16 protein-coding genes are annotated in these 24,273 nt (G+C 56.0%); 8 read left to right on the top strand and 8 right to left on the bottom strand.

Annotation, left to right across the window (positions count from 1 at the left end; translation table 11 throughout):
* The first annotated feature begins 173 nt into the window (after nucleotides 1–173).
* The 5 genes from aceE to msrA all read left to right on the top strand — a co-directional run bounded on the left by aceE (nucleotide 174) and on the right by msrA (nucleotide 10,200).
* The gene (gene aceE, locus FHW68_RS15560; RefSeq protein ID WP_095634731.1) at nucleotides 174–2,819 is read left to right on the top strand and encodes a pyruvate dehydrogenase (acetyl-transferring), homodimeric type; all 2,646 of its coding nucleotides are present in this window, start codon (nucleotides 174–176) and stop codon (nucleotides 2,817–2,819) included.
* An 11-nt stretch (nucleotides 2,820–2,830) separates the two neighbouring features.
* Nucleotides 2,831–4,792 (top strand): dihydrolipoyllysine-residue acetyltransferase, encoded by a 1,962-nt coding sequence (gene aceF / locus FHW68_RS15555; RefSeq protein WP_183681157.1) that lies wholly within the window; start codon nucleotides 2,831–2,833, stop codon nucleotides 4,790–4,792.
* A gap of 333 nt (nucleotides 4,793–5,125) precedes the next feature.
* On the top strand, nucleotides 5,126–6,520 hold the full coding sequence (locus FHW68_RS15550; RefSeq protein WP_183681155.1) for an alkaline phosphatase D family protein: 1,395 nt from the start codon (nucleotides 5,126–5,128) through the stop codon (nucleotides 6,518–6,520).
* 237 nt (nucleotides 6,521–6,757) lie between these two features.
* The gene (locus tag FHW68_RS15545) at nucleotides 6,758–9,451 is read left to right on the top strand and encodes a bifunctional diguanylate cyclase/phosphodiesterase (protein WP_095630875.1); all 2,694 of its coding nucleotides are present in this window, start codon (nucleotides 6,758–6,760) and stop codon (nucleotides 9,449–9,451) included.
* A 101-nt stretch (nucleotides 9,452–9,552) separates the two neighbouring features.
* Nucleotides 9,553–10,200: a peptide-methionine (S)-S-oxide reductase MsrA gene (gene msrA, locus FHW68_RS15540; protein ID WP_095630876.1), complete on the top strand. Its 648-nt coding sequence runs from the start codon at nucleotides 9,553–9,555 to the stop codon at nucleotides 10,198–10,200.
* A 97-nt stretch (nucleotides 10,201–10,297) separates the two neighbouring features.
* Here msrA and FHW68_RS15535 read toward each other — a convergent pair whose 3' ends face one another.
* Nucleotides 10,298–11,134 (bottom strand): 23S rRNA (adenine(2030)-N(6))-methyltransferase RlmJ, encoded by an 837-nt coding sequence (locus FHW68_RS15535; RefSeq protein ID WP_095630877.1) that lies wholly within the window; start codon nucleotides 11,132–11,134, stop codon nucleotides 10,298–10,300.
* A 245-nt stretch (nucleotides 11,135–11,379) separates the two neighbouring features.
* Between FHW68_RS15535 and FHW68_RS15530 the strand changes: the two genes are divergently transcribed.
* From FHW68_RS15530 to FHW68_RS15520, 3 genes are read left to right on the top strand one after another with little or no spacing between them, the layout of a single operon-like run.
* Nucleotides 11,380–11,964 (top strand): PAAR domain-containing protein, encoded by a 585-nt coding sequence (locus tag FHW68_RS15530; RefSeq protein WP_183681152.1) that lies wholly within the window; start codon nucleotides 11,380–11,382, stop codon nucleotides 11,962–11,964.
* On the top strand, nucleotides 11,964–12,536 hold the full coding sequence (locus FHW68_RS15525; protein WP_183681150.1) for a type VI secretion system amidase effector protein Tae4: 573 nt from the start codon (nucleotides 11,964–11,966) through the stop codon (nucleotides 12,534–12,536). Before FHW68_RS15530 ends, FHW68_RS15525 begins: the two co-directional genes overlap by 1 nt.
* On the top strand, nucleotides 12,533–12,949 hold the full coding sequence (locus FHW68_RS15520) for a hypothetical protein (RefSeq protein ID WP_095630879.1): 417 nt from the start codon (nucleotides 12,533–12,535) through the stop codon (nucleotides 12,947–12,949). Before FHW68_RS15525 ends, FHW68_RS15520 begins: the two co-directional genes overlap by 4 nt.
* 67 nt (nucleotides 12,950–13,016) lie before the next feature.
* On the opposite strand, the gene FHW68_RS15515 is transcribed toward FHW68_RS15520, so the two are convergent.
* The 7 genes from FHW68_RS15515 to FHW68_RS15485 all read right to left on the bottom strand — a co-directional run bounded on the left by FHW68_RS15515 (nucleotide 13,017) and on the right by FHW68_RS15485 (nucleotide 24,148).
* On the bottom strand, nucleotides 13,017–13,334 hold the full coding sequence (locus FHW68_RS15515) for a hypothetical protein (RefSeq protein ID WP_183681148.1): 318 nt from the start codon (nucleotides 13,332–13,334) through the stop codon (nucleotides 13,017–13,019).
* Nucleotides 13,335–15,064: 1,730 nt separating this feature from the next.
* Entirely contained in the window at nucleotides 15,065–15,325 is a 261-nt protein-coding gene (locus FHW68_RS27435) for a hypothetical protein (protein WP_311656088.1), read from the bottom strand.
* Between the two features lie 214 nt (nucleotides 15,326–15,539).
* Nucleotides 15,540–15,959 (bottom strand): hypothetical protein, encoded by a 420-nt coding sequence (locus FHW68_RS15505; protein WP_183681146.1) that lies wholly within the window; start codon nucleotides 15,957–15,959, stop codon nucleotides 15,540–15,542.
* Between the two features lie 300 nt (nucleotides 15,960–16,259).
* A complete protein-coding gene (locus tag FHW68_RS15500; RefSeq protein ID WP_183681144.1) occupies nucleotides 16,260–16,616 on the bottom strand; it encodes a hypothetical protein in 357 nt (118 codons plus the stop codon).
* On the bottom strand, nucleotides 16,613–21,403 hold the full coding sequence (locus tag FHW68_RS15495) for an RHS repeat-associated core domain-containing protein (RefSeq protein ID WP_183681142.1): 4,791 nt from the start codon (nucleotides 21,401–21,403) through the stop codon (nucleotides 16,613–16,615). Before FHW68_RS15495 ends, FHW68_RS15500 begins: the two co-directional genes overlap by 4 nt.
* Nucleotides 21,403–22,140: a DUF4123 domain-containing protein gene (locus tag FHW68_RS15490; RefSeq protein WP_183681140.1), complete on the bottom strand. Its 738-nt coding sequence runs from the start codon at nucleotides 22,138–22,140 to the stop codon at nucleotides 21,403–21,405. Before FHW68_RS15490 ends, FHW68_RS15495 begins: the two co-directional genes overlap by 1 nt.
* Nucleotides 22,130–24,148: a type VI secretion system tip protein VgrG gene (locus FHW68_RS15485; protein ID WP_183681137.1), complete on the bottom strand. Its 2,019-nt coding sequence runs from the start codon at nucleotides 24,146–24,148 to the stop codon at nucleotides 22,130–22,132. The genes FHW68_RS15490 and FHW68_RS15485 overlap by 11 nt, the downstream gene beginning before the upstream one ends.
* Nucleotides 24,149–24,273: the final 125 nt, after the last annotated feature.

Genomic DNA, 24,273 nt, shown 5'->3' with positions numbered 1-24,273 from the left:
GTTTTACTACTCGTCTATACATTCGAAAGGCTGAAATGCCCGATGATTTGTAGTAAAACTACACGCCGCCGGAACAACCTCTCGGCAATCCAAGAATTTATATCGTCTGCCCACAAGGCCAGTCGCAAACTCAGGCAACCGATTCTGGAAGCCTTTCCGCCCTGGAGCAAGCCATGCAAGACCTCGATCCCGTCGAAACCCAGGAATGGCTGGACGCCCTGGAATCGGTTCTCGACAAAGAAGGCGAAGACCGTGCTCACTATCTGATGACCCGTATGGGCGAACTTGCGACCCGTAGCGGCTCGCAACTCCCTTACGCCATCACCACGCCTTACCGCAACACGATCCCCGTCACCCACGAAGCACGCATGCCTGGCGACCTGTTCATGGAACGCCGCATTCGCTCGTTGGTACGCTGGAACGCGATGGCCATGGTAATGCGTACGAACCTGAAAGATTCTGACCTGGGTGGTCACATCTCCAGCTTCGCTTCCAGTGCGACCCTGTATGACATCGGCTTCAACTACTTCTTCCAGGCTCCGAGCGATGAACACGGCGGCGACCTGATCTACTTCCAGGGCCACACCTCGCCAGGCGTCTACGCCCGTGCATTCATGGAAGGCCGCATCACCGAAGACCAGATGAACAACTTCCGCCAGGAAGTCGACGGTCAGGGCCTGTCGTCCTACCCGCACCCTTGGCTGATGCCTGACTTCTGGCAGTTCCCGACCGTCTCCATGGGGCTGGGTCCGATCCAGGCGATCTACCAGGCTCGCTTCATGAAGTACCTGGAACACCGTGGCTTCATTCAGCCGGGCAAACAGAAAGTCTGGTGCTTCCTGGGCGACGGCGAGTGCGACGAGCCGGAATCCCTGGGCGCGATTTCCCTGGCCGGCCGCGAGAAGCTGGACAACCTGATCTTTGTCATCAACTGCAACCTGCAGCGCCTCGACGGCCCGGTTCGCGGCAACGGCAAGATCATCCAGGAACTCGAAGGCGTGTTCCGCGGTGCTCAGTGGAACGTGACCAAAGTCATTTGGGGCCGTTTCTGGGACCCACTGCTGGCCAAAGACGTCGACGGTATCCTGCAACGCCGCATGGACGAAGTCATCGACGGCGAGTACCAGAACTACAAAGCCAAAGACGGCGCCTTCGTGCGTGAACACTTCTTCAACTCGCCAGAACTCAAGGCGATGGTTGCAGACCTGTCCGACGACGAGATCTGGAAACTCAACCGTGGCGGCCACGACCCGTACAAGGTCTACGCGGCGTACCACGAAGCGGTCAACCACAAAGAACAACCGACCGTCATCCTGGCCAAGACCATCAAAGGTTATGGCACCGGTGCTGGCGAAGCGAAAAACACTGCGCACAACACCAAGAAAGTCGATGTCGACAGCCTGAAGTTGTTCCGCGATCGTTTCGATATCCCGGTCAAAGACGACGAACTCGAAAACCTGCCGTTCTTCAAACCGGAAGAAGGCAGCGCCGAAGCCCGTTACCTGAGCGAGCGCCGTTCCGCGCTGGGCGGTTTCGTGCCTCAGCGTCGCGCCAAGAGCTTCAACATTCCGACCCCGCCCCTGGATACCCTCAAGGCAATCCTGGACGGCTCGGGCGACCGTGAAATTTCCACCACCATGGCCTTCGTGCGGATCCTTGCGCAACTGGTCAAGGACAAGGAAATCGGTCCGCGCATCGTCCCGATCATCCCGGACGAAGCCCGTACCTTCGGTATGGAAGGCATGTTCCGTCAGTTGGGCATTTACTCGTCCGTCGGCCAGCTCTACGAGCCAGTCGATAAAGACCAGGTGATGTTCTACAAGGAAGACCAGAAAGGTCAGATCCTTGAAGAAGGCATCAACGAAGCGGGCGCCATGAGCTCCTTCATCGCTGCCGGTACTTCGTACTCCAGCCACAACCAGCCAATGCTGCCGTTCTACATCTTCTACTCGATGTTCGGCTTCCAGCGTATCGGCGACCTGGCCTGGGCCGCTGGCGACAGCCGCACCCGTGGCTTCCTGATCGGCGGCACCGCCGGCCGGACCACGCTGAACGGCGAAGGCCTGCAACACGAAGACGGTCACAGCCACATCCTGGCTGCCACCATCCCGAACTGCCGCACCTACGATCCAACCTACGGCTACGAGCTGGCGGTGATCATCCAGGACGGCATGAAGAAGATGACCGAAGAGCAACAGGACGTCTTCTACTACATCACTGTCATGAACGAATCCTACCAGCAGCCAGCCATGCCGGCCGGTGCCGAAGAAGGCATCAAGAAAGGCATGTACCTGCTTGAGGAAGACACCCGCGAAGCGGCGCACCACGTTCAGCTGATGGGCTCCGGCACCATCCTGCGTGAAGTCCGTGAAGCGGCGAAGATTCTGCGTGAACAGTTCAACGTCGGCGCTGATGTGTGGAGCGTTACCAGCTTCAACGAACTGCGTCGCGATGGCCTGGCCGTCGAGCGCAGCAACCGTCTGCACCCGGGCCAGAAGCCTAAACTGAGCTACGTCGAAGAGTGCCTGAACGGCCGTAAAGGTCCGGTCATTGCCTCTACCGACTACATGAAGCTGTTCGCTGAGCAAATTCGTCAGTGGGTCCCGTCCAAGGAATTCAAAGTCCTGGGCACCGATGGTTTCGGCCGCAGTGACAGCCGCAAGAAGCTGCGTCACTTCTTCGAAGTCGACCGTCATTTCGTGGTGTTGGCAGCCCTGGAAGCCTTGGCTGACCGTGGTGATATTGAGCCTAAAGTGGTGGCTGAAGCCATCGCCAAGTTCGGTATCAACCCGGAAAAACGCAACCCACTGGACTGCTGAGGAGACACTCTGTGAGCGAACTCATTCGCGTACCTGACATCGGCAGCGGTGAAGGTGAAGTAATTGAACTGTTTGTGAAGGTCGGCGACCGTATCGAAGCCGATCAGAGCATCCTGACACTTGAGTCGGACAAGGCGAGCATGGAAGTGCCTGCGCCAAAGGCCGGCATCATCAAGAGCCTGAAAGTGAAACTGGGCGATCGCCTGAAAGAGGGCGACGAACTGCTGGAGCTGGAAGTCGAAGGTGCCGCAGCGCCAGCCCCTGCGCCTGCCGCAGCGCCAGCTGCCAAGGCTGAAGCTGCGCCTGCTGCCGCCAAAGCACCGGCCGCTCCAGCCGCAGCGCCTGCTACTGCCAGCGTTCAGCAAGTGCACGTGCCGGACATCGGTTCGTCGGGCAAGGCCCAGATCATCGAGATCCAGGTCAAGGTCGGCGACACCGTCGCAGCTGATCAGTCGCTGATCACGCTGGAATCCGACAAGGCGAGCATGGAAATTCCATCGCCTGCCGCCGGCGTGGTCAAGGCCATCAACGTCAAGCTCAATGACGAAGTCGGCACCGGCGACCTGATTCTGGACCTGGAAGTGGCGGGTGCTGCTGCACCGGCCGCAGCCGCGCCAGCACAGGCTGCTGCGCCTGCTCCGGCAGCCGCTCCGGCGCCAGCTGCCGCGCCTGCTGCTCCGGTAGCCGATTCGGTTCAGGACATTCACGTCCCGGACATCGGCTCGTCGGGCAAGGCCAAGATCATTGAAGTGCTGGTCAAGGCTGGCGATACCGTCGTCGCCGACCAGTCGCTGATCACCCTGGAATCCGACAAGGCGAGCATGGAAATTCCATCGCCTGCCGCGGGTGTGGTGGAAAGCGTTGCCATCAAGCTGGATGACGAAGTCGGTACCGGCGATCTGATCCTGAAGCTGAAAGTCAAAGGCGCGGCACCTGCTGCGGCTCCGGCTCCAGCCGCTGCTGCTCCGAGCGCGCCTGCCGCTGCACCTGCACCGGCTGCTCAGGCTGCGGTCGCACCGGCTGCTGCGCCGGCTGCTCCAGCCAAGCCTGGTGCAAAAGTTCACGCCGGCCCTGCCGTGCGTCAACTGGCCCGCGAATTCGGCGTCGAGCTGAGTGCCGTTGGCGCCAGCGGTCCGCACGGTCGCATCCTGAAAGAAGACGTGCAGATTTACGTCAAGGCCATGATGCAGAAGGCCAAGGAAGCACCGGCCGCTGCTGCTGGCGCAACCGGCGGCGCGGGCATCCCGCCGATTCCGGTCGTGGACTTCAGCCGTTTCGGTGAAACCGAAGAAGTGCCGATGACTCGCCTGATGCAAATCGGCGCATCGAGCCTGCATCGTAGCTGGTTGAACATTCCTCACGTGACTCAGTTCGATTCGGCTGATATCACCGAGCTGGAAGCGTTCCGTGTTGCTCAGAAAGCCGTTGCAGAAAAGGCTGGCGTCAAGCTGACCATCCTGCCGCTGCTGCTCAAGTCCTGCGCGCATTTGCTCAAGGAACTGCCGGACTTCAACAGTTCGCTGGCGCCAAGCGGCAAGGCGATCATCCGCAAGAAGTACGTGAACATCGGCTTCGCGGTCGACACCCCTGAAGGCCTGCTGGTACCGGTCATCAAGAACGTCGACCAGAAGAGCCTGTTGCAACTGGCAGCCGAAGCCGCTGCGCTGGCTGCCAAAGCCCGCGACAAAAAGCTCACCGCTGACGACATGCAAGGCGCCTGTTTCACCATTTCCAGCCTCGGCCACATTGGCGGCACCGGCTTCACGCCGATCGTCAACGCGCCGGAAGTGGCGATCCTCGGTGTTTCCAAGGCAACCATTCAGCCAGTCTGGGACGGCAAAGCCTTCCAGCCGAAACTGATGCTGCCGCTGTCGCTGTCCTACGATCACCGTGTGATCAACGGCGCCGCTGCTGCACGCTTCACCAAGCGTCTGAGCGACCTGCTGGCGGACATCCGCACCATTCTGCTGTAACACCGGCCGGCCCTCCTTCATCGCAGGGCCGGTCGCGTTCGACGTTTTTCGAGCGCCACGCTCGTACCTCAACCCCGCCAATCTGGCGGGGCTTTTTTTGCCCTCAAGAAAGCCATGGCCGATTCAGCATTCCAGGTAGCAGCTGCCTGACTGGCATTGGGCCCTCTTCCGAGTTTTTATTCCTACACTCATGGCTTACACCGCCTACAACTCGAGTCCACTTTCGCCCGATATTTTTTGCAAGCCAATAACTAGTCTTAGTTAGGGGAACTTCTAATAGAAACCCCGACAACTTATTCCGCTTAGTTAGCACTACTTCGAATGGATTCGAACATGTTCAAACCGACTGTCGGCCCGATTATTGGCCACACCACAACTAACCATGCGAGAATTTTCTTGCGTGGCGAATTACAAAAAGACGCCCTGGTATTTGCAGGAATTCGCTATCGACGCGCCGGTGAGAATCACTGGTCCAAAGGTGTATTTACAGAACTGACCATTTTGCGCGACATGTGCGATGTAATTGCCCTCAATGACCTCATCACCGACAGCGTCTATGAATACCAGGCAGGCTGGTTCAGCCCCATGAGCCCGGTGCATACCGTGGAGACGATCCAGGAACTGCCGCTGCAATGGCCTCGGGAAATCTATCGCTTTCGCACGCAGTCCAGCAAAAACACCATGCCACGGGCCTATATCGCAGGCTCATGCCGTTACCTGCGCATGACGGCCGGCATTGCGTCGGCCCCGCATCTGGGCGACCGGATCTTTGCCTCGATCACAAGCCTGGCGGAGCGCGCCGAGCCGCCGATCAGCGCCATGCTGATGACTGGCGACCAAATCTACGTCGATGACCTGAACCTCGTGGCCCCCGACCGGGAATACAAAGACATCCTCAGCAAATACCGTACGGCTTTTTCTCAGCCGCATATCTCGAAGTTAATGTCCGGCGTGCCGACTTACATGATCCTCGACGATCATGAAATTGAAGACAATTGGCCCGTCAATGAAAGCAAGGCCGATGCTTACTTATACGAAAACGCCATGGCGGCATATGAGTTATATCAAGCCAGCCATAGCCCTGCTTATGACTTACTGGCCAACGGGCAAGTAAGCAAGAAACTGCAACAGTATTGGTATCAATTCTGCGAGGGTGATATCGAATGGTTCATCACCGACAGTCGAACCCGACGCAATCTATCGGCCAGCGACCGCCGCATTCTTGATGAAGAACAGGAACAGGCGCTGCTCAAATGGCTGATCAACAGCCCGGCACGGGTCAAATTTGTGGTCACCAGTGTCATGTTCTACCCCGACCGCAAACTTAATGGCGATGACGCCTGGAAAGCCTTCCCGGAACAACGACTACGACTGCTGGAGACGATTCGTGCGCGCGGCATCAAAAACGTCTTGTTCATTTCCGGCGATGTCCACGGCTCGCTGACCAGTCGCCTGACTCATAGCGCCGATCCGGATTTTGAAGTTCACACCATCGTGTCTTCACCGCTGTGCAACAGCAAACTGCTGCCGTATGCCAAGGCATCGACCTTCATTCTCGACCAGGCGTTGGCCCGAACCACTTCGGGAGATTATCGGCATGAACTGACCAGTGAGGTGATCAGCCAGGATAACTTTGCGCATCTGGTCGTCGATGCTGAACAGGTCCGCGTCAATTATCACGATCGGGATGGCAAACAACTGCAGTCGATAAGCATCAAGTTACGTTGATTTCGGCAAAGATCGCAGCCTTGCAAGAGAGTCGAAGGCTGCGATCTTTTGGACCCGAAACATTACTTTCAGGCCCCTCGCTGGAGAAATCTTCGCGCCTGCCGACATATTCTTATAGCACTTGGCCTTCATGTCTCTTGTCAGTCGGTGTTGCAATGATGCAACCTTGCCGCAGGCAACAGTAAAGAGGGCGAGAGCCCGGCGCGATCAGCATATTCGAAGCGAGTTTCCCTCCATATGAAGAGCCAACCCGATGCCGCCAGCCGTATGGTGGCCGAGGTAGTGACGCAGTTGCCTGTGCCCTCGCGGCTCGGCATGCTGCGTTTCGAACGGCTGAATGAACCGAGCTGGGCGCTGCTGTTTCTCGATCCCAATTGCGAACGCCAGTTCGGCCTGCCGGCAGTGGAACTCTGCGCCTTGGTCGGCTCGCCTTACGCCAGCCTGATGGAGCCCGAAGCACGCTATCAACTGCATGACACGATCCAGCAGCAACTCACCGAAAGCCCGCATTACCTGATCCGCTACACGTTGCACACCGCCGCAGGCGTACTGAGCCTGCTGGAACTGGGCGAAGCTTACAAACAACACAATCGACACCTGCTGCGCGGCTACCTGATGGTGGTGGACGGGCTGTTCGACGGCGAACCGTTGCTGCCGATACTGGACCTGGAAACCCAGAACTCGCGCCTGCAAATCGCGCTGGAACTCAATCAGCGCGCCCAGCAGGAACAACTGCAGCACCTGGACCGGGTGCGCGCCCAGCAAGATTTGATTCTGCTGCTGACCCGTCAGCGCTACAGCACCAACAATTCCCTGCAAGAAGCCGCCGAGCTGATCACCCGTAGCGCCTGCGACATCTATGAAATCGACTGCGCCAGCCTGTGGAACCTCGACGGCTCGCTATTGACGCCGATCTCGGCCTATCACCGCGCAAGCCGAAACCACCAATTGCCTGAACCGATCGATGCCAGTGGGTTTCCCGATTACCTCGACGCCTTGCACACAGGCCGCGCCATCGACGCGCACAACGCCATGCGCGACCCGCGCACCCGTGAAATCGCCGAGTACCTGCGCCCGCGCGACGTCAACGCCATGCTCGACGCCAGCATCCGCGTTGATGGCCAAGTGGTCGGCGTGCTCTGCCTGGAGCAGATCGGTGCCACACGCGCCTGGCAATCGGACGAAATCGCCTTTGCCGGCGAGCTGGCGGATCAATTCGCCCAAGTCATCAACAACCACAACCGCCGCACCGCCACCAGCGCCCTGCACTTGTTCCAGCGTGCGGTGGAGCAAAGCGCCAACGCCTTTTTGCTGGTCAATTGCGATGGCGTGGTTGAGTACGTCAATCCAAGTTTCACGGCAATCACCCAGTACACCACTGAAGAAGTCCACGGCCAGCGGCTGTCGGAGCTGCCTGCACTGGAAAACCTCAGCGAACTGTTGTTCGATGCGCCGTCGGCACTGGCCAAGAGCAACAGCTGGCAGGGCGAGTTCAAGAGCCGGCGTAAAAACCTCGAACCGTATTGGGGCCAGCTGTCGATTTCCAAGGTCTATGGCGACAATCGTGAGCTGACGCATTACATCGGTATCTACGAAGACATCACCCAGACCAAGCTCGCCCAGCAGCGCATCGAGCGCCTGGCTTACACCGACAATCTGACCAACCTCGGCAATCGCCCGGCATTCATCCGTAACCTCGACGAGCGCTTCGCCCGAGACAGCGACACGCCGATCAGCTTGCTGCTGGTAGACATCGACAATTTCAAACGCATCAACGACAGCCTAGGCCACCAGACCGGCGACAAACTGCTGATCAGTCTGGCCCGACGCTTGCGCAACAGCCTGAGCCCCAGCGGCAGTCTGGCGCGTTTCGCCAGTAACGAATTCGCGGTGCTACTGGATGACACTGACCTCTTGGCTGGCCAACAGGTCGCCAACCAATTGCTGGCAACCCTCGACAAACCGATGTTCGTCGACAACCAGTTGATCAGCGTCACCGGCTCCGTGGGCCTGGCCTGCGCGCCGCTGCACGGCCGCGACCCCCAGACACTGATGCGCAACGCCGGTCTGGCGCTGCACAAGGCCAAGGCCAACGGCAAACACCAGGTGCAAGTGTTCACCGAAGCACTGAATGCCGAGGCCAGCTACAAACTGTTCGTTGAAAACAACCTGCGCCGCGCCCTTACCCAGAATGAGCTGGACGTGTTCTACCAGCCAAAACTGTGCCTGCGCAGCGGTCGTTTGCTGGGCATGGAAGCGCTGCTGCGCTGGAACCATCCGGAAAAGGGCATGATCCGTCCGGACCAGTTCATCAGCGTCGCCGAAGAAACCGGATTGATCATCCCGATCGGCAAATGGATCGCCCGCCAGGCCTGCCGCATGAGCAAAGACCTGACCGCCGCCGGCCTGGGTAATCTGCAAGTGGCGATCAACCTGTCGCCCAAACAGTTCTCCGACCCGGATCTGGTGGCGTCCATCGCCAACATCCTCAAAGAGGAAGCACTGCCGGCGAACCTGCTGGAGCTGGAACTGACCGAAGGCCTGCTGCTGGAAGCCACCGAAGACACCCACTTGCAGCTCGATCAGCTCAAGCGCCTGGGCTTGACCTTGGCCATGGACGACTTCGGCACCGGTTACTCGTCGCTCAGTTACTTGAAAAAATTCCCGATCGACATCATCAAGATCGATCGCAGCTTCATCCACGAAATCCCGGACAACCAGGACGACATGGAAATCACCTCCGCTGTGATCGCCATGGCCCACAACCTGAAACTCAAGGTCGTGGCTGAAGGCATCGAGACGGCCAAGCAGCTTGCGTTCTTGCGTCGCCACCGTTGCGACGTCGGCCAGGGCTACCTGTTCGACCGACCGATCCCGGGTTCCGAGCTGATCGAAAAGCTCAAACGCTATCCGCGCGGCCCGATCGCCTGACAGCACACCGCTCCCACATTTTGGGTAGTGATTAACTTGGCATCATTGGGCACACTGGCAGTCTGTTTATTTACATCTCAACCTGACTGAGAGGACTGATCATGGTTCTGCGCTCGGAAATCCTGGTGAACAAAAACGTGCTCCCGACTAAAGAACAAGCTCTGCCTGGCCGCGAAACCCCAATGACCGTGCCGGAAAAACACTTCGTCCACGACGCCCCGCTGCTCGGCCCGTTCGCAATGGACGTGGATTTCGCGATCTTCGGCCTGGGCTGCTTCTGGGGCGCGGAGCGCAAGTTCTGGCAGCGCGAAGGCGTGGTCAGCACGGCGGTGGGTTACGCGGGCGGCTTTACGCCGAACCCGACGTACGAAGAAGTCTGCTCGGGCCTGACCGGCCATAGCGAAGTGGTACTGGTGGTCTACGAGCCGGCAAAAGTCAGCTATGAAGAACTGCTGAAGATGTTCTGGGAACTGCACAACCCGACCCAGGGCATGCGTCAGGGCAATGACATCGGCACTCAGTACCGCTCGGTGATCTATGCCACCAACCCGGCTCAACTGGAAGCAGCCAACCGCAGCAAGCAAGTGTTCCAGGCGGAATTGACCAAGGCTGGCAAAGGCACCATCACCACCGAAATCGAAGAAGCGCCGACGTTCTACTTCGCCGAGGCGTACCACCAGCAATACCTGGCCAAGAACCCTGAAGGGTATTGCGGGATTGGCGGTACCGGCGTGACCTGCCCTATATAAGCAGTGACAAGCTGCAAGCCTCGAGCTGCAAGCCTCAAGCTGCAAGCCCTGTGCTCGCAGCTTTAACTTGCAGCTTGTAGCTTGAAACTTGCAGCTGCTACTCAGCAATCAACCAATCCATCTGCCATCCACCCTGGGTCTGCCCAAGCTTCTTGGACAACCACGGCAGCAACTCACGCAATTCCTCTTCCAGCCCCCACGGCGGATTGGCAATCGCCAATCCCGAACCATTCAGGCTATTGGGCGTATCCAGCGGATGCACCAGCAACTCCACCCGCAACAACTTCGGCGCGCCCGTACCCGCCAAATCCTGATAGAACCGCCGCAACATGCGCTGATCCTTCACCGGGTACCAGATCGCCGCCACCGTCTGGCGCATCCGGCCAATCGCCTCTTTCAACGACGCGGCACAACGCTGCATCTCATCAAGCTGCTCGAACGGCGGATCAATCAACATCACCGCCCGCTTCTCCTGCACCGGCAACATCGCCCGCGGAACATGCCAGCCTTCACCCAAGTGCACCTTCACCCGACGATCACCGGCCATGTTGTCCTTGAGCAACAAGCCGTCTTCGGGGTGCTTCTCGTTGAGCATCACCCGATCCTGCGGCCGCGTCAGACGCCGCGCCAACTCCGGCGACCCCGGGTAATAGCGCAACTGGCCATCCGGGTTCATGTCGTGCAGCACCTTCATGTAATCGGCAGTCAGCGCCGGCAAATCCGGCTGATCCCACAACCGCGCGATGCCTTCCAGGTACTCACCGGTACGGCTCGCCTGATCGCCCTGCAGGTCATACAGACCAATACCGGCGTGAGTGTCGAGATAGGCAAACGGCTGCTCCTTGCGCGACATCAAGGCGATGAGGCGGGTCAAAGTCAGGTGTTTGAACACATCGGCGTGATTGCCGGCATGGAAGGCGTGACGATAATTCATGATTGCTCCTGCGAAGGCCGGGAAGTTTACCTTGTACGGGGCTGGACGTCAGAACCTCACGGCTAAGCGGGCATTCTCACCGTGAACGCCCTTCTGTAGGAGCTGCCGAAGGCTGCGATCTTTTGATCTTGCTGCTAATGTGGCGAGTAACATCAAGTCACATTTTGCCAAAGACTTGCCGTCGTGGAGCTTACTCATGAGTGCGAAGATCGGACCGACCTGACGCCCGTAAAACGGAGATTTACATGGGACGGAAAATGATTGGTATCGGTGCGCCTACTTCAACTGGCGGCTCCGTACTGGAAGGGAATGTCGGTATCAACATCGATTGCGCTGTTAGCACCTCATCTATTGGACATTTGGCAAGTTGCCCAGCCTGTAGCAAAGGAAAAGGGCCCATCGTCGCGGTCGGGCCCAGAACCATCACATTACCGGCCGGATTGGTTGCCCTGGAAGGTGATTACGTTGCCTGCGGTTGCCCCCCACAATCCAACAAGGTGATGTCCGCTCAGTCATCTGTATATGGCGGAGCCGAACACAACAAAGCAGATTTTTCAGGTATCACTGCCCTGCTCAATCGCCCCAAGACCATCACTGACATTTCCTTGTCCTATGGTGATGAGCAGGTGCCTGTTGAGTCAGTTTCCCGGTTTTACACCGACTTGAATATTCATGTGAAAACTTCGGGTTATTTGCCCGGCGAGACGGTTACCGTCAACATTAGCGGCCCCACCGAAAAAGCGTTGACAGGGGTAGTCGGGGCCAAAGGCGTAGCTATCATTCAAAACGCATTTGGAAGCGAAATCATTGACATGGAAGGGGAAGCATAATGGCTAAAGTTGTCATCAATTCCGGCGGAGTGTCTTCCAGCATCTCGGTTAAAAGACCTCGCTTCAGCACTCTTTGGAACGCATATGCAGAAGTAGGTCATAAAGGTTCAGTCGAGGTTTACGGACTTGTCGGAGGCGGAGTCGAAGCGGCAAGAGCGGAAAAGCCTGATGCTTATGCGAATGCCTGCGCATTGAGGATAAGCAGAGCCTTTAATTACGGCGGATATAAAATCCCCAAAGGCACGATCATAAAAAACCAGCCCATCTATCGACTGAGTGGAGCGGACGAGCTTCCCTACATAATGAAGGTGGTAGATTTCCTCGCTTTTCTTAGACATAACTGGGGCGAGCCCGATCATACGCTGACGCAAACCAATTCGAATTTTATAAATGGAAAAAAAGGCGTCATTGTTATGGATATCACCGGGTGGAGCGACGCGTCAGGCCATGCAACCCTCTGGAACGGGAGCGTGACCGGTGATGACAGTGACTACCACAGGCAAGACAGCCATACCTATGAAAATCCAAGGGTGAAGCTGGAAAAAATAAACTTTTGGGAATTGAAGGGATGACGCACTCTCGGCTAATTATGCTGGCACTGCTACTCGTTGCAGGGCGAGCCATATCTGCTGAAATCGATATCGATAAGGCTCGAGAAGTGCTTAAGGATTATGGGCTGGCAAACTGTATCTCCAGCCAATTCAATGGTGAGTCAGAAATCAAATCTGATATCGGACTTGCAATTGGCGCCTACTCGTCGATGGGTAAAGGTCAGCATCTGATCATTCAAAACGAGGACACCCTCGAGGTCACACACGACCCTTACGCAGAAACCGAGAAATATATGCGTAATGCCTATGCAAAGACCTCATCCGTCAGCAAGCATTCTGATAAAAAAATGGTCTTTTATGGTTGCCTCGAGGTTTACAACTCCAGGGAATTCGACGCATTCATTCAGTCTCAGGATCAATACCTGCCAAAGTAGATCATCCAAATGAGTAAGGACGATCCTTCCTACCATCAAACAGGAAGGATCACTCTTTATTCAGATACTAGGACCGAGCCCGCAACCGCCGCCCAATCACATCCAGCACATCACAGCCATCGCGCAATGGAATGGCGCAGAGCAAGGCAAAGTCACTGAGGATGAAGGATTCGCACTCGACTGAACCGCGCATCGACATGTTCTCAAGCACCTGCGTGACGGCGCGGATTCGATAGTTGGCAGCGTCATACAGAACATCGAGCGGGGCGTGGGTATCGACGAACAGGGTGGGCATGTCGGTGCAGTTGCCGGTTAGGGCCATGAAGCGGTTTTCGGGATGAGGGATTATTTTTTCGTAGGGTGGGTCGGGATGAAGGGTTTTCATATTCAGTTCCAAAGGCAAAAAATAGGAACTGCCATCAGCCTTCCTACAGGCTGGGGTGGCAGCTATGCGCGGGGTAGGAATATCGAGGCCTTTGGAAAACTCGACCACGCCGGAGCGTGCCCGCGCACAACCGCCGCAACTGATCTTACGGACGCACGTTAACGGCCGCAAACCAAGCTTCGACGCCAATACATTTCCAACGACTTTGAAGGGTTCCTACACCCCGCCACTGAGTTTTCAGTGACCACCAAAGACTATCGATGGAAAACATTTCACACCAGTTCATGGAAACCGCTACGACTTGAAGGAAACTTCCGACAACCTTGCCCAGAAATTTCGCTCAAAAAAAGCAAAGGTGACGAAAGGCTTCACTGAAGCTTGGCTTGATTTCGCCACCTGTTGAATCCACATCCTATAGCTGCCACTCAGCAAAGACAGAATTCGGCCCAGAGTGTGTAAAAACGCCTGCCACTCTCTTGCCGCCGACTTCAGACGGTGCAGAATGCCAAGCTATCAAGATCGATCTCGGCGTAGCGCCCCAAATCGCCTTTGTAGAGATAGATCTTGGACACTCTTAGCTCGGATTGTAAGAACTCAACAAGCTTTCTAAGGCTACCGTTTTTAGACATTGTAGTCGGACGTACTACCGTTGCCTGTCCGGATTCATCATCGTAAATTCTGATCAGAAACACATCCTCTTCGTTCTGTATTTCGTAGTTACAACCACGGTACTCATATCCAACATCGTGGTCGACATCATCAAAGCGAGTAGATTTCACTATCTTCAAAGTAGCAGCCCGTTAAACATCACTGATAAACGTGGATGGATATATTTATCTTGCAAGTATACTTTCAGGTTAGTTTTCCGCCGCATACCCACTGACCACTATCGCCAAAACAACAACAACAACATGACTGTCGCGAGCAAAGGTAAAGCAGTAGCTAATTCCTACTTTAAAAAAACCAAGCAGATTCATTCTTGCATCAGCTTTCTTAACCACAAGTCGACACACCATCCCAACTCAAACAAAAGTGGACATATTGGGATGCGACAACAAAACGCGACAAACCAAAAAAGCTTCCTACTCAAACAACTTAAGATCTAATCTAGAGCGACACTCGCAGTAGAACCTAGAGTCACTATCGCGTTGATCATGCCTAAAATCCAGAACCTGCTTGTATAGAGACTGAATTGCAGGATCATTAATAACCCGCATACTATCCAGAACCAAACAAAGCTCATATATTTCGTCTTCACGCCTTACAAGCTCTTGCCTATATTCATCTCTCGACATAATTCCGCGAAATCTAGAAAAATGAAAAGGCAATTTAGTACCGCGCCTAAACATCCATAAGAAAGAGTGCGACAACAACCCAGCAAAATACAACCTACTCGGACATTTTGGATCTGCAGCAAACTCCAGCGCCCCCTTCGCACCAAAAATACTTCTTACTGTACTTTCGAAAATTGCAGCATCACCATCATCGCCACTTTCATACATATCAATAACGACGTCATCGTTATACGCCCACTCCAGTATCAACTCTCGGGTTATATTCTCAGACACTACAAATCACCAATCAGATTGATCTTCGAGACTAGCTTTTTGAAGATCATTCTTCCACTCTTCGCTGGCCAGTCTACATATATCCTCAAAAAAACCGCGAGCGTCATCTATTTGCGTTTCATCCCATGCAACACAAGTATTCTCATCGTAATTACTTTCGAATTATCCAGAAAAATCAAACTCCGGAAGCTTTAATGACGCCTCAAGCAGCTTAACCATTAAAAATCTATGCCTATAAGTAAGATCATCAAAACGAGTTAATATAAAGTCTCTTATAACTACTTCTCTATCGGCTTCATCGTTCGGATCGTACGCCGACAAAGCAACGCCCAGAGTTTCTTCAATATCATATATAGAAATACCTCCCAGCCAATATGAAAGCAGGGGCTCAAACGGTAAATCGAACATAGGCCACTTCAACATCTCAACATCCTAATCTGGGAACGCCGTATAAGGCTTTTTTATATCCTGCCGACGAAATCTAACTTCAGAATAATTTAGCACACCTACATATCTTGGATTGTTTCTGTCCCTATTATTTGGTTTATACCCTCTACCAGCATTTTAGAAAAAATGGGACAGATCTACTTATTTTCATAAATTCGCTATCTACGACTTATCTGAGCATTAGCTCCCTTCACCAAGTCGCTCGATCTTCCTGGCTGGCTTTGAGCAAGTCATCTTTCCAAACCTCCTGCGCCAGCGTATAGACATGCTGAAGAAAACCACGAGGATCCTTTAATTCGTACCATTCACCCCGAGCCCAGCTCGCAGCCTCGTCCTCGTCAATATCGAACAAGCCCTGAAAGTCATAGCTTTCGTCGTTCAGCTTATCTGCCAGAGACTCCATCAAAACGAGCTTATGCCGATAGGTCAAATATCCTAAATTAAGACTGTACTTCCTGATCAGCTCAGCTCTATCGTCCTTATTATTAGGATCATAAACTTCAAGTTCTGCCCCAAGCGTCTCTTCACGATCATAAACACCAAAAACCCCAATAAACCACATTAAGTCGGGCCGAAATTCCTCATCTAAAAAAGGGTCTCGCAACATCATTTTTTCTCCGAAGGAAAACCTGTATAGGGCCGGGTCACATCATCTTTATCAAACTTAACTTCAAACCAATTCAGATCCTCATTTAACTTAGGATTACTTTGATCCATTCTATTTGGCCTATACCCACGACCAGGGGACCAAAAAAGGGGACGAACATATTTACCCTTTCTGAAATATTCATATCAACAGCATCAGAATCATCCGCGTAATCATCGTCAAACAACTCCGCGCCTGCCTCTTTACAAGCCCAACGCTTGAAGTCATTAAACGACCACCCCCCTCAATAACTTCAGGCATTATTCATACTCCATCATCTTCCAACTGATAACACTTCAAACGATCCAACAGCACTTTCATAAACCGACGCTGATCTTTAACCTCATCATTAAAGTACGTATCCACCCTTGTGAACACCTCATCAAAATTTTCCCCCACCTCTAGGTAATACAATATCGTATCGACAAACCATTGACGCTCATCTGGCCGATACACTAGAAAATCCGGCTTCAGCAAAAGATCAAACAACTCAGCCAGTTCACGATCATCATTTACATCTTTAGATACTATTATCTTCTCTCTTTCTTCACTTTTTGTATTTTCGATATCAAACGCAAAAAGCAAACTTCTCAAAACAACCATACTCGGCTTTGGCTTCATCGCTTGAACTCCGTGTAAGACGTTATCGCATCACCATCGTCATTGAGTATGACAATAGCCTTGTTCTGCTCCCCATACTCAAGCCCTCTTCTTTTATAGCCCTCACCAACTTTACGCCCAAAATCTATTGGCTCTCTAGAATTCAAAAGACCACTTTGCCTAAATATTAGCTTCGCCCTATAAATTGCATTTAATTGATCTCGGTGGGAAACAAATTTAGTCGCTGCACTTGGTATCACAGGCTGCCCCCTTCTCCTTCCCTCTGTATAAAACTTAATCTCACCCGTCGCTGGGTCCTTACCTGTACTCACACGATCCAGTTGAGATTGAAGAGTCGTTTGAGCTCCATGCCTTTGTAAAAAGTGGGCTTCATCTATCGAGTCTTCCATTTCTTTTAATCGTCTAAATGCAACCGCCTCAGCCAGCTCATCAATCCGCGCCCTCCGCTGCTCACCCGTCAGCTTCGGCAGCGGCGGCTCACCCCCATCAACCCTAGCGCCAGTCGTATCATCCGGCGCCTGACACCCAGGCTTATTGGGCGGCGGACAATTCCCGCTCAACCCCAACGGATCAACCCACCCCGTCGGATTCGGCGTGTACTGGTACTGGTTCAGCCCACCCGCCAACTTGATCGGATCAGGCGTCAGGTACCGACCAACCTCCGGATCATAGTACCGATGCCGGTTGTAGTGCAGGCCGCTCTCGGCGTCGAAGTATTGCCCCTGGAACCGCAGCGGCTGGTCGAGCTGCTCGCCCCCTCCGAATGCCAGACGCGTGACTTTCCCGTAGGCGTTGTACTGCGCCGACCAGACAATCTCGCCACCAAAGTCCGTCAGTTCCTGAGGCGTCCCCAGGTGATCGAGCTGGTAGTAGAACGGGCAGGCCTTTTTCGGGCCTTTGCCGTCGAGCATCGCCAGCGGGCGGAAGCTGCCGGGCTCATAGACGTAGCTGCGGTAGTGTTCGCGGCTGCTTTCGGCGATGAGGTTATCGCCTTGCCAGAAGAATTCGGTGGTGTGGCCGTCGACGGTTTTGGTGATGCGGCGGCCGAAGGCGTCGTAGCGGTAGGTCGCGGTGCAGCCGTTCGGGGTGGTGACGCCGACCAAGCGGTGCTGACCGTCGTAGCGGTATTCAGTGACGAGTTTTTGCGCGGTGCCGCGGCGTTCACGGATGAGGTTGCCGAAGGCGTCGTAGTCGTAATGCCGGTCGCCTTGCATCAATAGGCGATTGCCTTTGACGGTCGCCGGGCCCGGGCGATCCTGCATCAGCAGGTTGCCCGCCGGATCGTGGGCGAAGCTTTCCGGCGGATCGTCGCGGGTGTGGCGCACGCGGGTCAGGCGGTTGAGCGGGTCGTACTGGTAGTTGCGCTGGCCGTGGCGGGTGTCGGCGATGTGGTCGAGATTGCCGTTGAGGCTGTAGGCATAGTCGCGGCGGTACAGGTTTTTTTGCTGTTGGCTGACGGCGTGGGCCTTCAGTCGGCCCTGGTCGTCGTAGGTATATTCGCTGAGCAGCAGGCCTTGCTGGCGTTGCTGTTCACGGCCGGATTTGTACGTGTGACCTGTAAGACGCGCGCCATTGAGGTCGATGGCCGTCAGCGCACCGCCCTTGGCGTGGTGGTAGTCGAGTTTGCTGCCGTCCGGCAGGCGCAGGCGGTTGAGCTGGCCGCAGGCGTCGTAGCCATAGCGCAAGGTGCCCCAGCCCTGGTGCTCGGTGATCAGACGATCCTGCTGGTCGTACTCGAATTCCAGCGGATGGTCGTGGCCATCGTCGACACTGCTCAGTCGGCCCAGCGAGTCGTAGCGGTATTCGACCTGGATGCCATCGGGCAGCGTTTTGACCAATAGGCGCCCAGCCGAGTCCCGCTCATAAGCCGTGATCAGCTGCGAGCCGTCATCGCCGAACTCGGTTTTCTCCACCAAGTGGCCGTTGAGGTCGTAGGCGTACGCGGTGCGGCGGCCATCGAAACCGGTTTCCTGTCGGATCAGGCCGTTCGGCGTGTAGTCCAGCCGATATTTCTCGCCGGATTCGTTTTCGATTTCCGTCAGTAATAGCTGTGCGTTGTCGTAGCGGTACTGGAGCTGGGTGCCGTCGGGGTTGGTCCGACGGCTGACCAAGTGCAGGTCGTCGGCGTATTCGTAACGGGTGATGCGGCCCAGTTCATCGCGTTCGGCGGTGATCTTGCCGTAGGCGTTGTAGCTGAAGGCGCGAGTGGCGCCGGTAGGTAAAGTCGTCTGGATCAGTCGGCCGACGGCATCCCACTGATAACGGGTAACCGCACCGTGTTCATCCTGACGGGTCAGCTGCCGCCCCAGCACGTCATAGGAAAAGCGCCGCTGACCACCGTCCGGCAAGGTCTCTTCGAGCAACTGGCCCAAGGCATTCCAGACGAAGACATGCCGACTGGTGTCCGGGTAGCGGATCGACAGCAAGCGCCCCTGAGGGTCGTAGTGGTAATGGGTGATCTGGCCGTCCGGATCGGTGGCCTCGGTGACCTCACCCTGGGCATTGCGCTGATATTTCCACACCGCTTTGCCGCGATAGCGCGCGTGCAGGAAACCGTTGCGGTATTCGTAGGCCGTCGGCTCGTCTTCGGCCGGAATCAGCGCCACCAACCGTCCGACTTCGTCGTAACGGTATTCAGTGACGGCGCCGAGCGGATCCTGCTCGGCAATCAGCCGACCGTTGTCGTCGTAAGCCTTGAGCTGTTCGCCGCCATCTAGTTCTACCCGGCGCACCAATCGCGCCCGGTCGTCGTGGACATAAACCTCTTCACTGCCGTCGATGTTCTGGACGGTGACGCTGCCCTGGTCGTCCCAGACATAACGCGTGTCCATCTGCGAGAAAGACGCCCAGTGCCGGATGCAGCGCGCCGCCTTGCCGGACCGCTCCCACTCCCAGAAGAAACTCGCGCCACCAGCCAGTTGCCGCTGCAGGATCACGTGCTGGTCGTCGTAGTCGTAACGCTCGCTGTCGCCGGCGGCGTTGCTGGCCTCGATCAACTGATCGCGTTCGTCGTAGTGGTAGCTGACTAGCGTCTGCTCGGTGTGCCAGGCCTCGGCGAGGGTCTGGGCCGGGACAAAAACCTGATAATCGACGCCGACCAGATGGCTGCGGTCATAGCGCAACAGCAAGGCGCGACCGGCGCCGTTGTCGAGGCGCTGGATGCGCTGCTGACGGTCGCGGGTGATGCGCAAGCGGTTGTCGTAGGCGTCGCTGATCGCGGTCAGAAAACCGTCATGAAAGTGGTAGAAACGCGGCTCTTCGCCGGCCTGGGCGAGGATCAATTCTTCCAGTTCATCGCCCAGATAAATCGCCGCGCGCGACAAACTGTTGTGGATCGCCGGGCGTTCGTGGTTCGGCAGCGGGAACGTCGTGCGACGGTTTTCGTGGTCGATCCAGATGACCTGATCACCCTCGATCTCCAATCGATGGGCGAGCGAATGACTCCAGCCAAAGCCCAGGCCACAGTCGATCTCGGCGGCGCTGGTGCGATAGAGCCGGGTGAAGTCGAACGGCAGGATGCCGTCCAGGGCACCATCGGTGAGGGTCAGCAGTTCTTCGCCGGTGACCATCGAAACCGGGCAGCCGTTCTTGCAAGTGGACGGCACGCACGTGGCGCTGTCGCCGTTGGGGTTTTTCGCCTGATCCGGGACGTTGTCGCGGTGTTCGTTTTGCTTGAGCGTGGTGTTGCGTTTGGCATCCCAGCGCAGTTGCATCCGACCCTTTTTCAGCCCCGCGGCAACACCGCGTGCGGCGACTTTCTTATAGCGGTCGACGTACTCCATGAAGGTGCTGAGAATAGTGAAAGTGGCCTCGACGAAGCGCATCGCAAGACCCGCCAGCAACGCCCCGTACTTGATCCCGCGAAATGTGAGATAGGCCTTGGCGACGGGTATACCGACCCCCGTCCAGGCCAGTGCCAAAGCAATCAGAATATCGATCAGTACCGAGACAATGACTTGGCTGGCCACCTCTGCCGAGTTACCAGCCATTTCGCTAGGCGGTAACGCCGAAAGCCAAAGACTCGCAGCACGAAACAGCAGACAAAGCGCCGCTTCATCGCTAGCCAGCAACATGGCTTTTTCCATCGTTGCTGGTGATTGCTTCGCCAAATCGATGAGTTGCTGCGCACTACTGCCGAGTTGTTCAAGGTGAGCGCCTGGATTCTTAAGGATGTCAAAGACAAGGCTCAGTCCATCCCAAACGCCCATGACTGCTGCCCAACTTCCCGCCAGCATTCCGTTACCAGCGGCCACAAAAGTCGACTGCGACCACTGCGGTTTGAACCCCTCCCACTCTTTGCGCAGCCAGCCTTCCAGCTCTGAGGTCAAGCCATCGTAAGACGAGAAAAGATCATCGATTTGAGCCGGGGTAACTTCACTCTGGACATGAACACGATAGAACTTGCCGGGTGTACCTTCGAACTGTCCTTTACCGTTTTCATCAAGCGTGACCGGTGTGATCTCGCCGCCATCGACAGCAATCACATCAAGCGAAATATTCCCCAGCGGAATGTCATAAACCGATTCAAACTTGCTCTCGATTTCCAGAATTCCGCTCTTCGGGCACTGCGCAAAGCTGGAGAAAAAATCGTCATCACGACTGCTCACCGCGGTGGTGGTATTACCAAGTTTTATGAGCCGCTCCATGTCCATCAGCGACGGCATATCCGTAACTCGGCTAACCCTGTCCACATTCCTGCTCAAGAAGCTGCCAAGTTGCTGGCGATACAAACTCAACGTGTCTTTGAAACCGTCGAGCTCCTGCTCGATCCGTACGATCTGATCCATCAGTCCAGCTCCGTCATCAGGTAATCCACCAACGCTGATTTCGGCACTTGAGGCTGGTCCGGCGTCTCAAGAAGGCTCGTAACTTTGTGCCGCAACACACTTTCAGAAAACGCTTCGTAAAGGTCTGGACGGTCTTCGCTCAGCCACTTCAGCAAGTTGTTGATGCGGGTCGTGGCGGTCTCAGTGGCGAGGCGTTTGAGCAGCGATTCAGAAACTTCCCACCACGGAAAATCCCTGGCGGCTTTCAATGCACTGCCGGCGATATCGAGCGGTTGCCCATTGATCAAACAACGGTCAATGACAGGCATTAACTGCGTGGCGTTAACGTCGGCAGACTGAAGAATCGACAGCAAATAACGCCCATCCCAGAAACGAAAAAACACCGCGTTGCCGTTGGGCAAAAGAACTTGAGTGAGGCTGCGCAAATGCTCGACCAGCACTTCTTGAGAGGCAGAAGAAACTGCCAGCCAACCCCAATCGCGGGACTCGGTCGTAGCAACCCACTCCAGAAACTCACCATCAGCAGCGACGATTCCGACATAGGGCATCACCGCGTCCCACTCGGCATACGCGGTGTCGGCCCAGATCGGGCTCGGCGCTTGTGCGGTGATCGAGCGTTGCCAGGCAACAAATGGCTCAGCGGCGCTGGCATTGCTGAAAATCGCGAACAGTTGCTCCGACGGTTTCACTGGCTGGCGTTCCAGCCAGGCCCGAGGTGACAAGACATCAGGCGGCACAGACACCGTCCTTGCAGCGCTCGCACTCTTCGCAGAACGGCGCGTCACTTTGCAGGCTGAGTATTTGTGCGGCACTGAGCAGCGCCGCGGGGGCTGCTGCCAGTTTCAACGGGACGTCCGGCAAGCTGGGCGCAGCAGCCATGGCCGCCATCGGTGCGCCACCGACCTGGATCGGCACGCTGCTGAAAATTCCGCCGGGGCCGATGTTGATCCACTGCCCGCCCGCCTGAATGGTCGCGCTGGCGCCGCCGTCGATGACCACTTGCTGGCCGGCGCTGACGTGGAATTGCTGGCTGGCGTTGAGGGCCTGACTGGTCACGCGAATGTGCCGGTCACCGACCACCACCAAATGATCATCAAGTCGCACTTCGGTCTGGCGCTGGCCGTGGGTGATGCGCTTTTCGTCAGCCTTCAACTCATGGCGGGCGGTGCCGGTGACGACGATGCTGCGCTGGTTGTCGACCTGCACCTGTTGATCATTCAATACATGCTGAGTCCAGTTTCGCTGGGCGCGCAGGTAGATTTCCTCGCCGCCCTTGCGATCCTCGATGCGCAATTCGTTGTAACCACCGCCACCGGGACTACTTTGGCTGCGGAAAATGCTGCGGGTTTTGTCCGCCGGCAGATCGAGCGGCACCGGGGTCGCGGCGTTGGGCAGGCACCCCATGACCAGCGGCTTGTCGGCATCGGCGTCGACGAACCCCACCAGCACTTCCATGCCGACGCGCGGAATCATCACGCTGCCGTAGCGGTCGTGCGCCCAGCCAGTGGCGACACGCAGCCAGCAACTGGAATGCTCGTTGAGCTGACCGTCACGGTCCCAGGCCAGTTGAACCTTGACCCGACCGTACTCGTCGCAATGGATTTCGCTGTCAGTCGGGCCGGTAACCACGGCCGGTTGATAGCCGAGCATGCGGGGCTTTTCCGGCCCCAGCGAGGGGCGAAAAGCAATGTCCCACGGCGTCGCCAGAAAGGCATTGCGATACCCTTGGAAATCATCTGGGCTGTCGCTGGTGGCCGACTCTTCGAGGACCTGCGGCTGCCGCCCCCGGTGTTCGATTTCGGTGATCAACCACAGGTCATTCCATGCCTGACGCGGGTGTTCGGCGAGGTGTAGGAAATGCCCACTGACCAACGCAGATTCGTCGCCGCGACCTTCGGCCTGGCGGTAATCGGCGCCGTGGCGCTCCAAGGCCCGTTGTGCCAGATGCTTGCCGTGTTCGCGGTCGGTGAATTGGCCAGGGAAGTGGTAGTCCTCAAGCACCGGTCGCTGTTCGCTGTCCAGGCGGCTTTCGAGTTGCAGGTGTGGTTTGTGGAAGTCGTAATCCCGGCGAGTGACCGCCGTAGTACGGGTTTCCAGGCGCACGTTGAACCGCTTGATCGCTGGCGCATCCGCTGCCATCCCGCTACCTGGCAAGTACAGCGTCGGCTCGGGTAGTCGAGGGAAAACCGTCTGGTCATCGCCGAACACCAGCAAGTGCCCATCGGGGCTGTGCTGGAAGTGGTAATGAATACCGATTTCGGCACACAGACGTTGAATGAATGCCAGATCGCTTTCGGCGTACTGCACGCAGTACTCGCGCTCGGGGTAGTCGCTGCCGAGCCGGAACTCGAAGGCGTCACGCTGGATGCCGTGGTCTTTGAGGATTTGCGTGACGATGGTCGGCACGCTTTTGTGCTGGAAAATCCGCTGATTAATGCGCTGACCCAGGTATGCCAGACGCGGCACGAGACTGATTTGATAGCCTGTCAGACGATGACTGGAATCGCTCTGGCCAACACGAAAAATCTGACCGTGAATACCGGAACCGTGCGCATCGAAACTCAGAAATGCCTGACGGTGCAGCAGGCTTTCGAGTTCCAGGTCCGGGCGCTCGCTGACCAGTTCCAGGTCAAAACGATAGGGTTGGCTGATGGCTTCCTTGCCCGTGAACTCAAGTACCTTGAGCTCATTCTGGACGCCGTCGAGGGTCAACGTGAAACGCGGTTGATTGGCAGGCGCGAACATCCGATGTGTCTCTGCAGAATGAAGGCGGGCGATTCTGCATGAGCGACAAGGGGTGTTGACGTGGGGACAAGGAAATCAGATTTGCCCTACTTTTTTAAGGATTTTTCCTTCAAAAATCGGTGTGT

This window comes from Pseudomonas sp. Tn43 (genome assembly GCF_014192635.1).
GTDB lineage: Bacteria > Pseudomonadota > Gammaproteobacteria > Pseudomonadales > Pseudomonadaceae > Aquipseudomonas.
The sequence above is the reverse complement of the archived record's forward strand: the minus strand, read 5'-3'. Positions and strand labels throughout refer to the sequence as shown.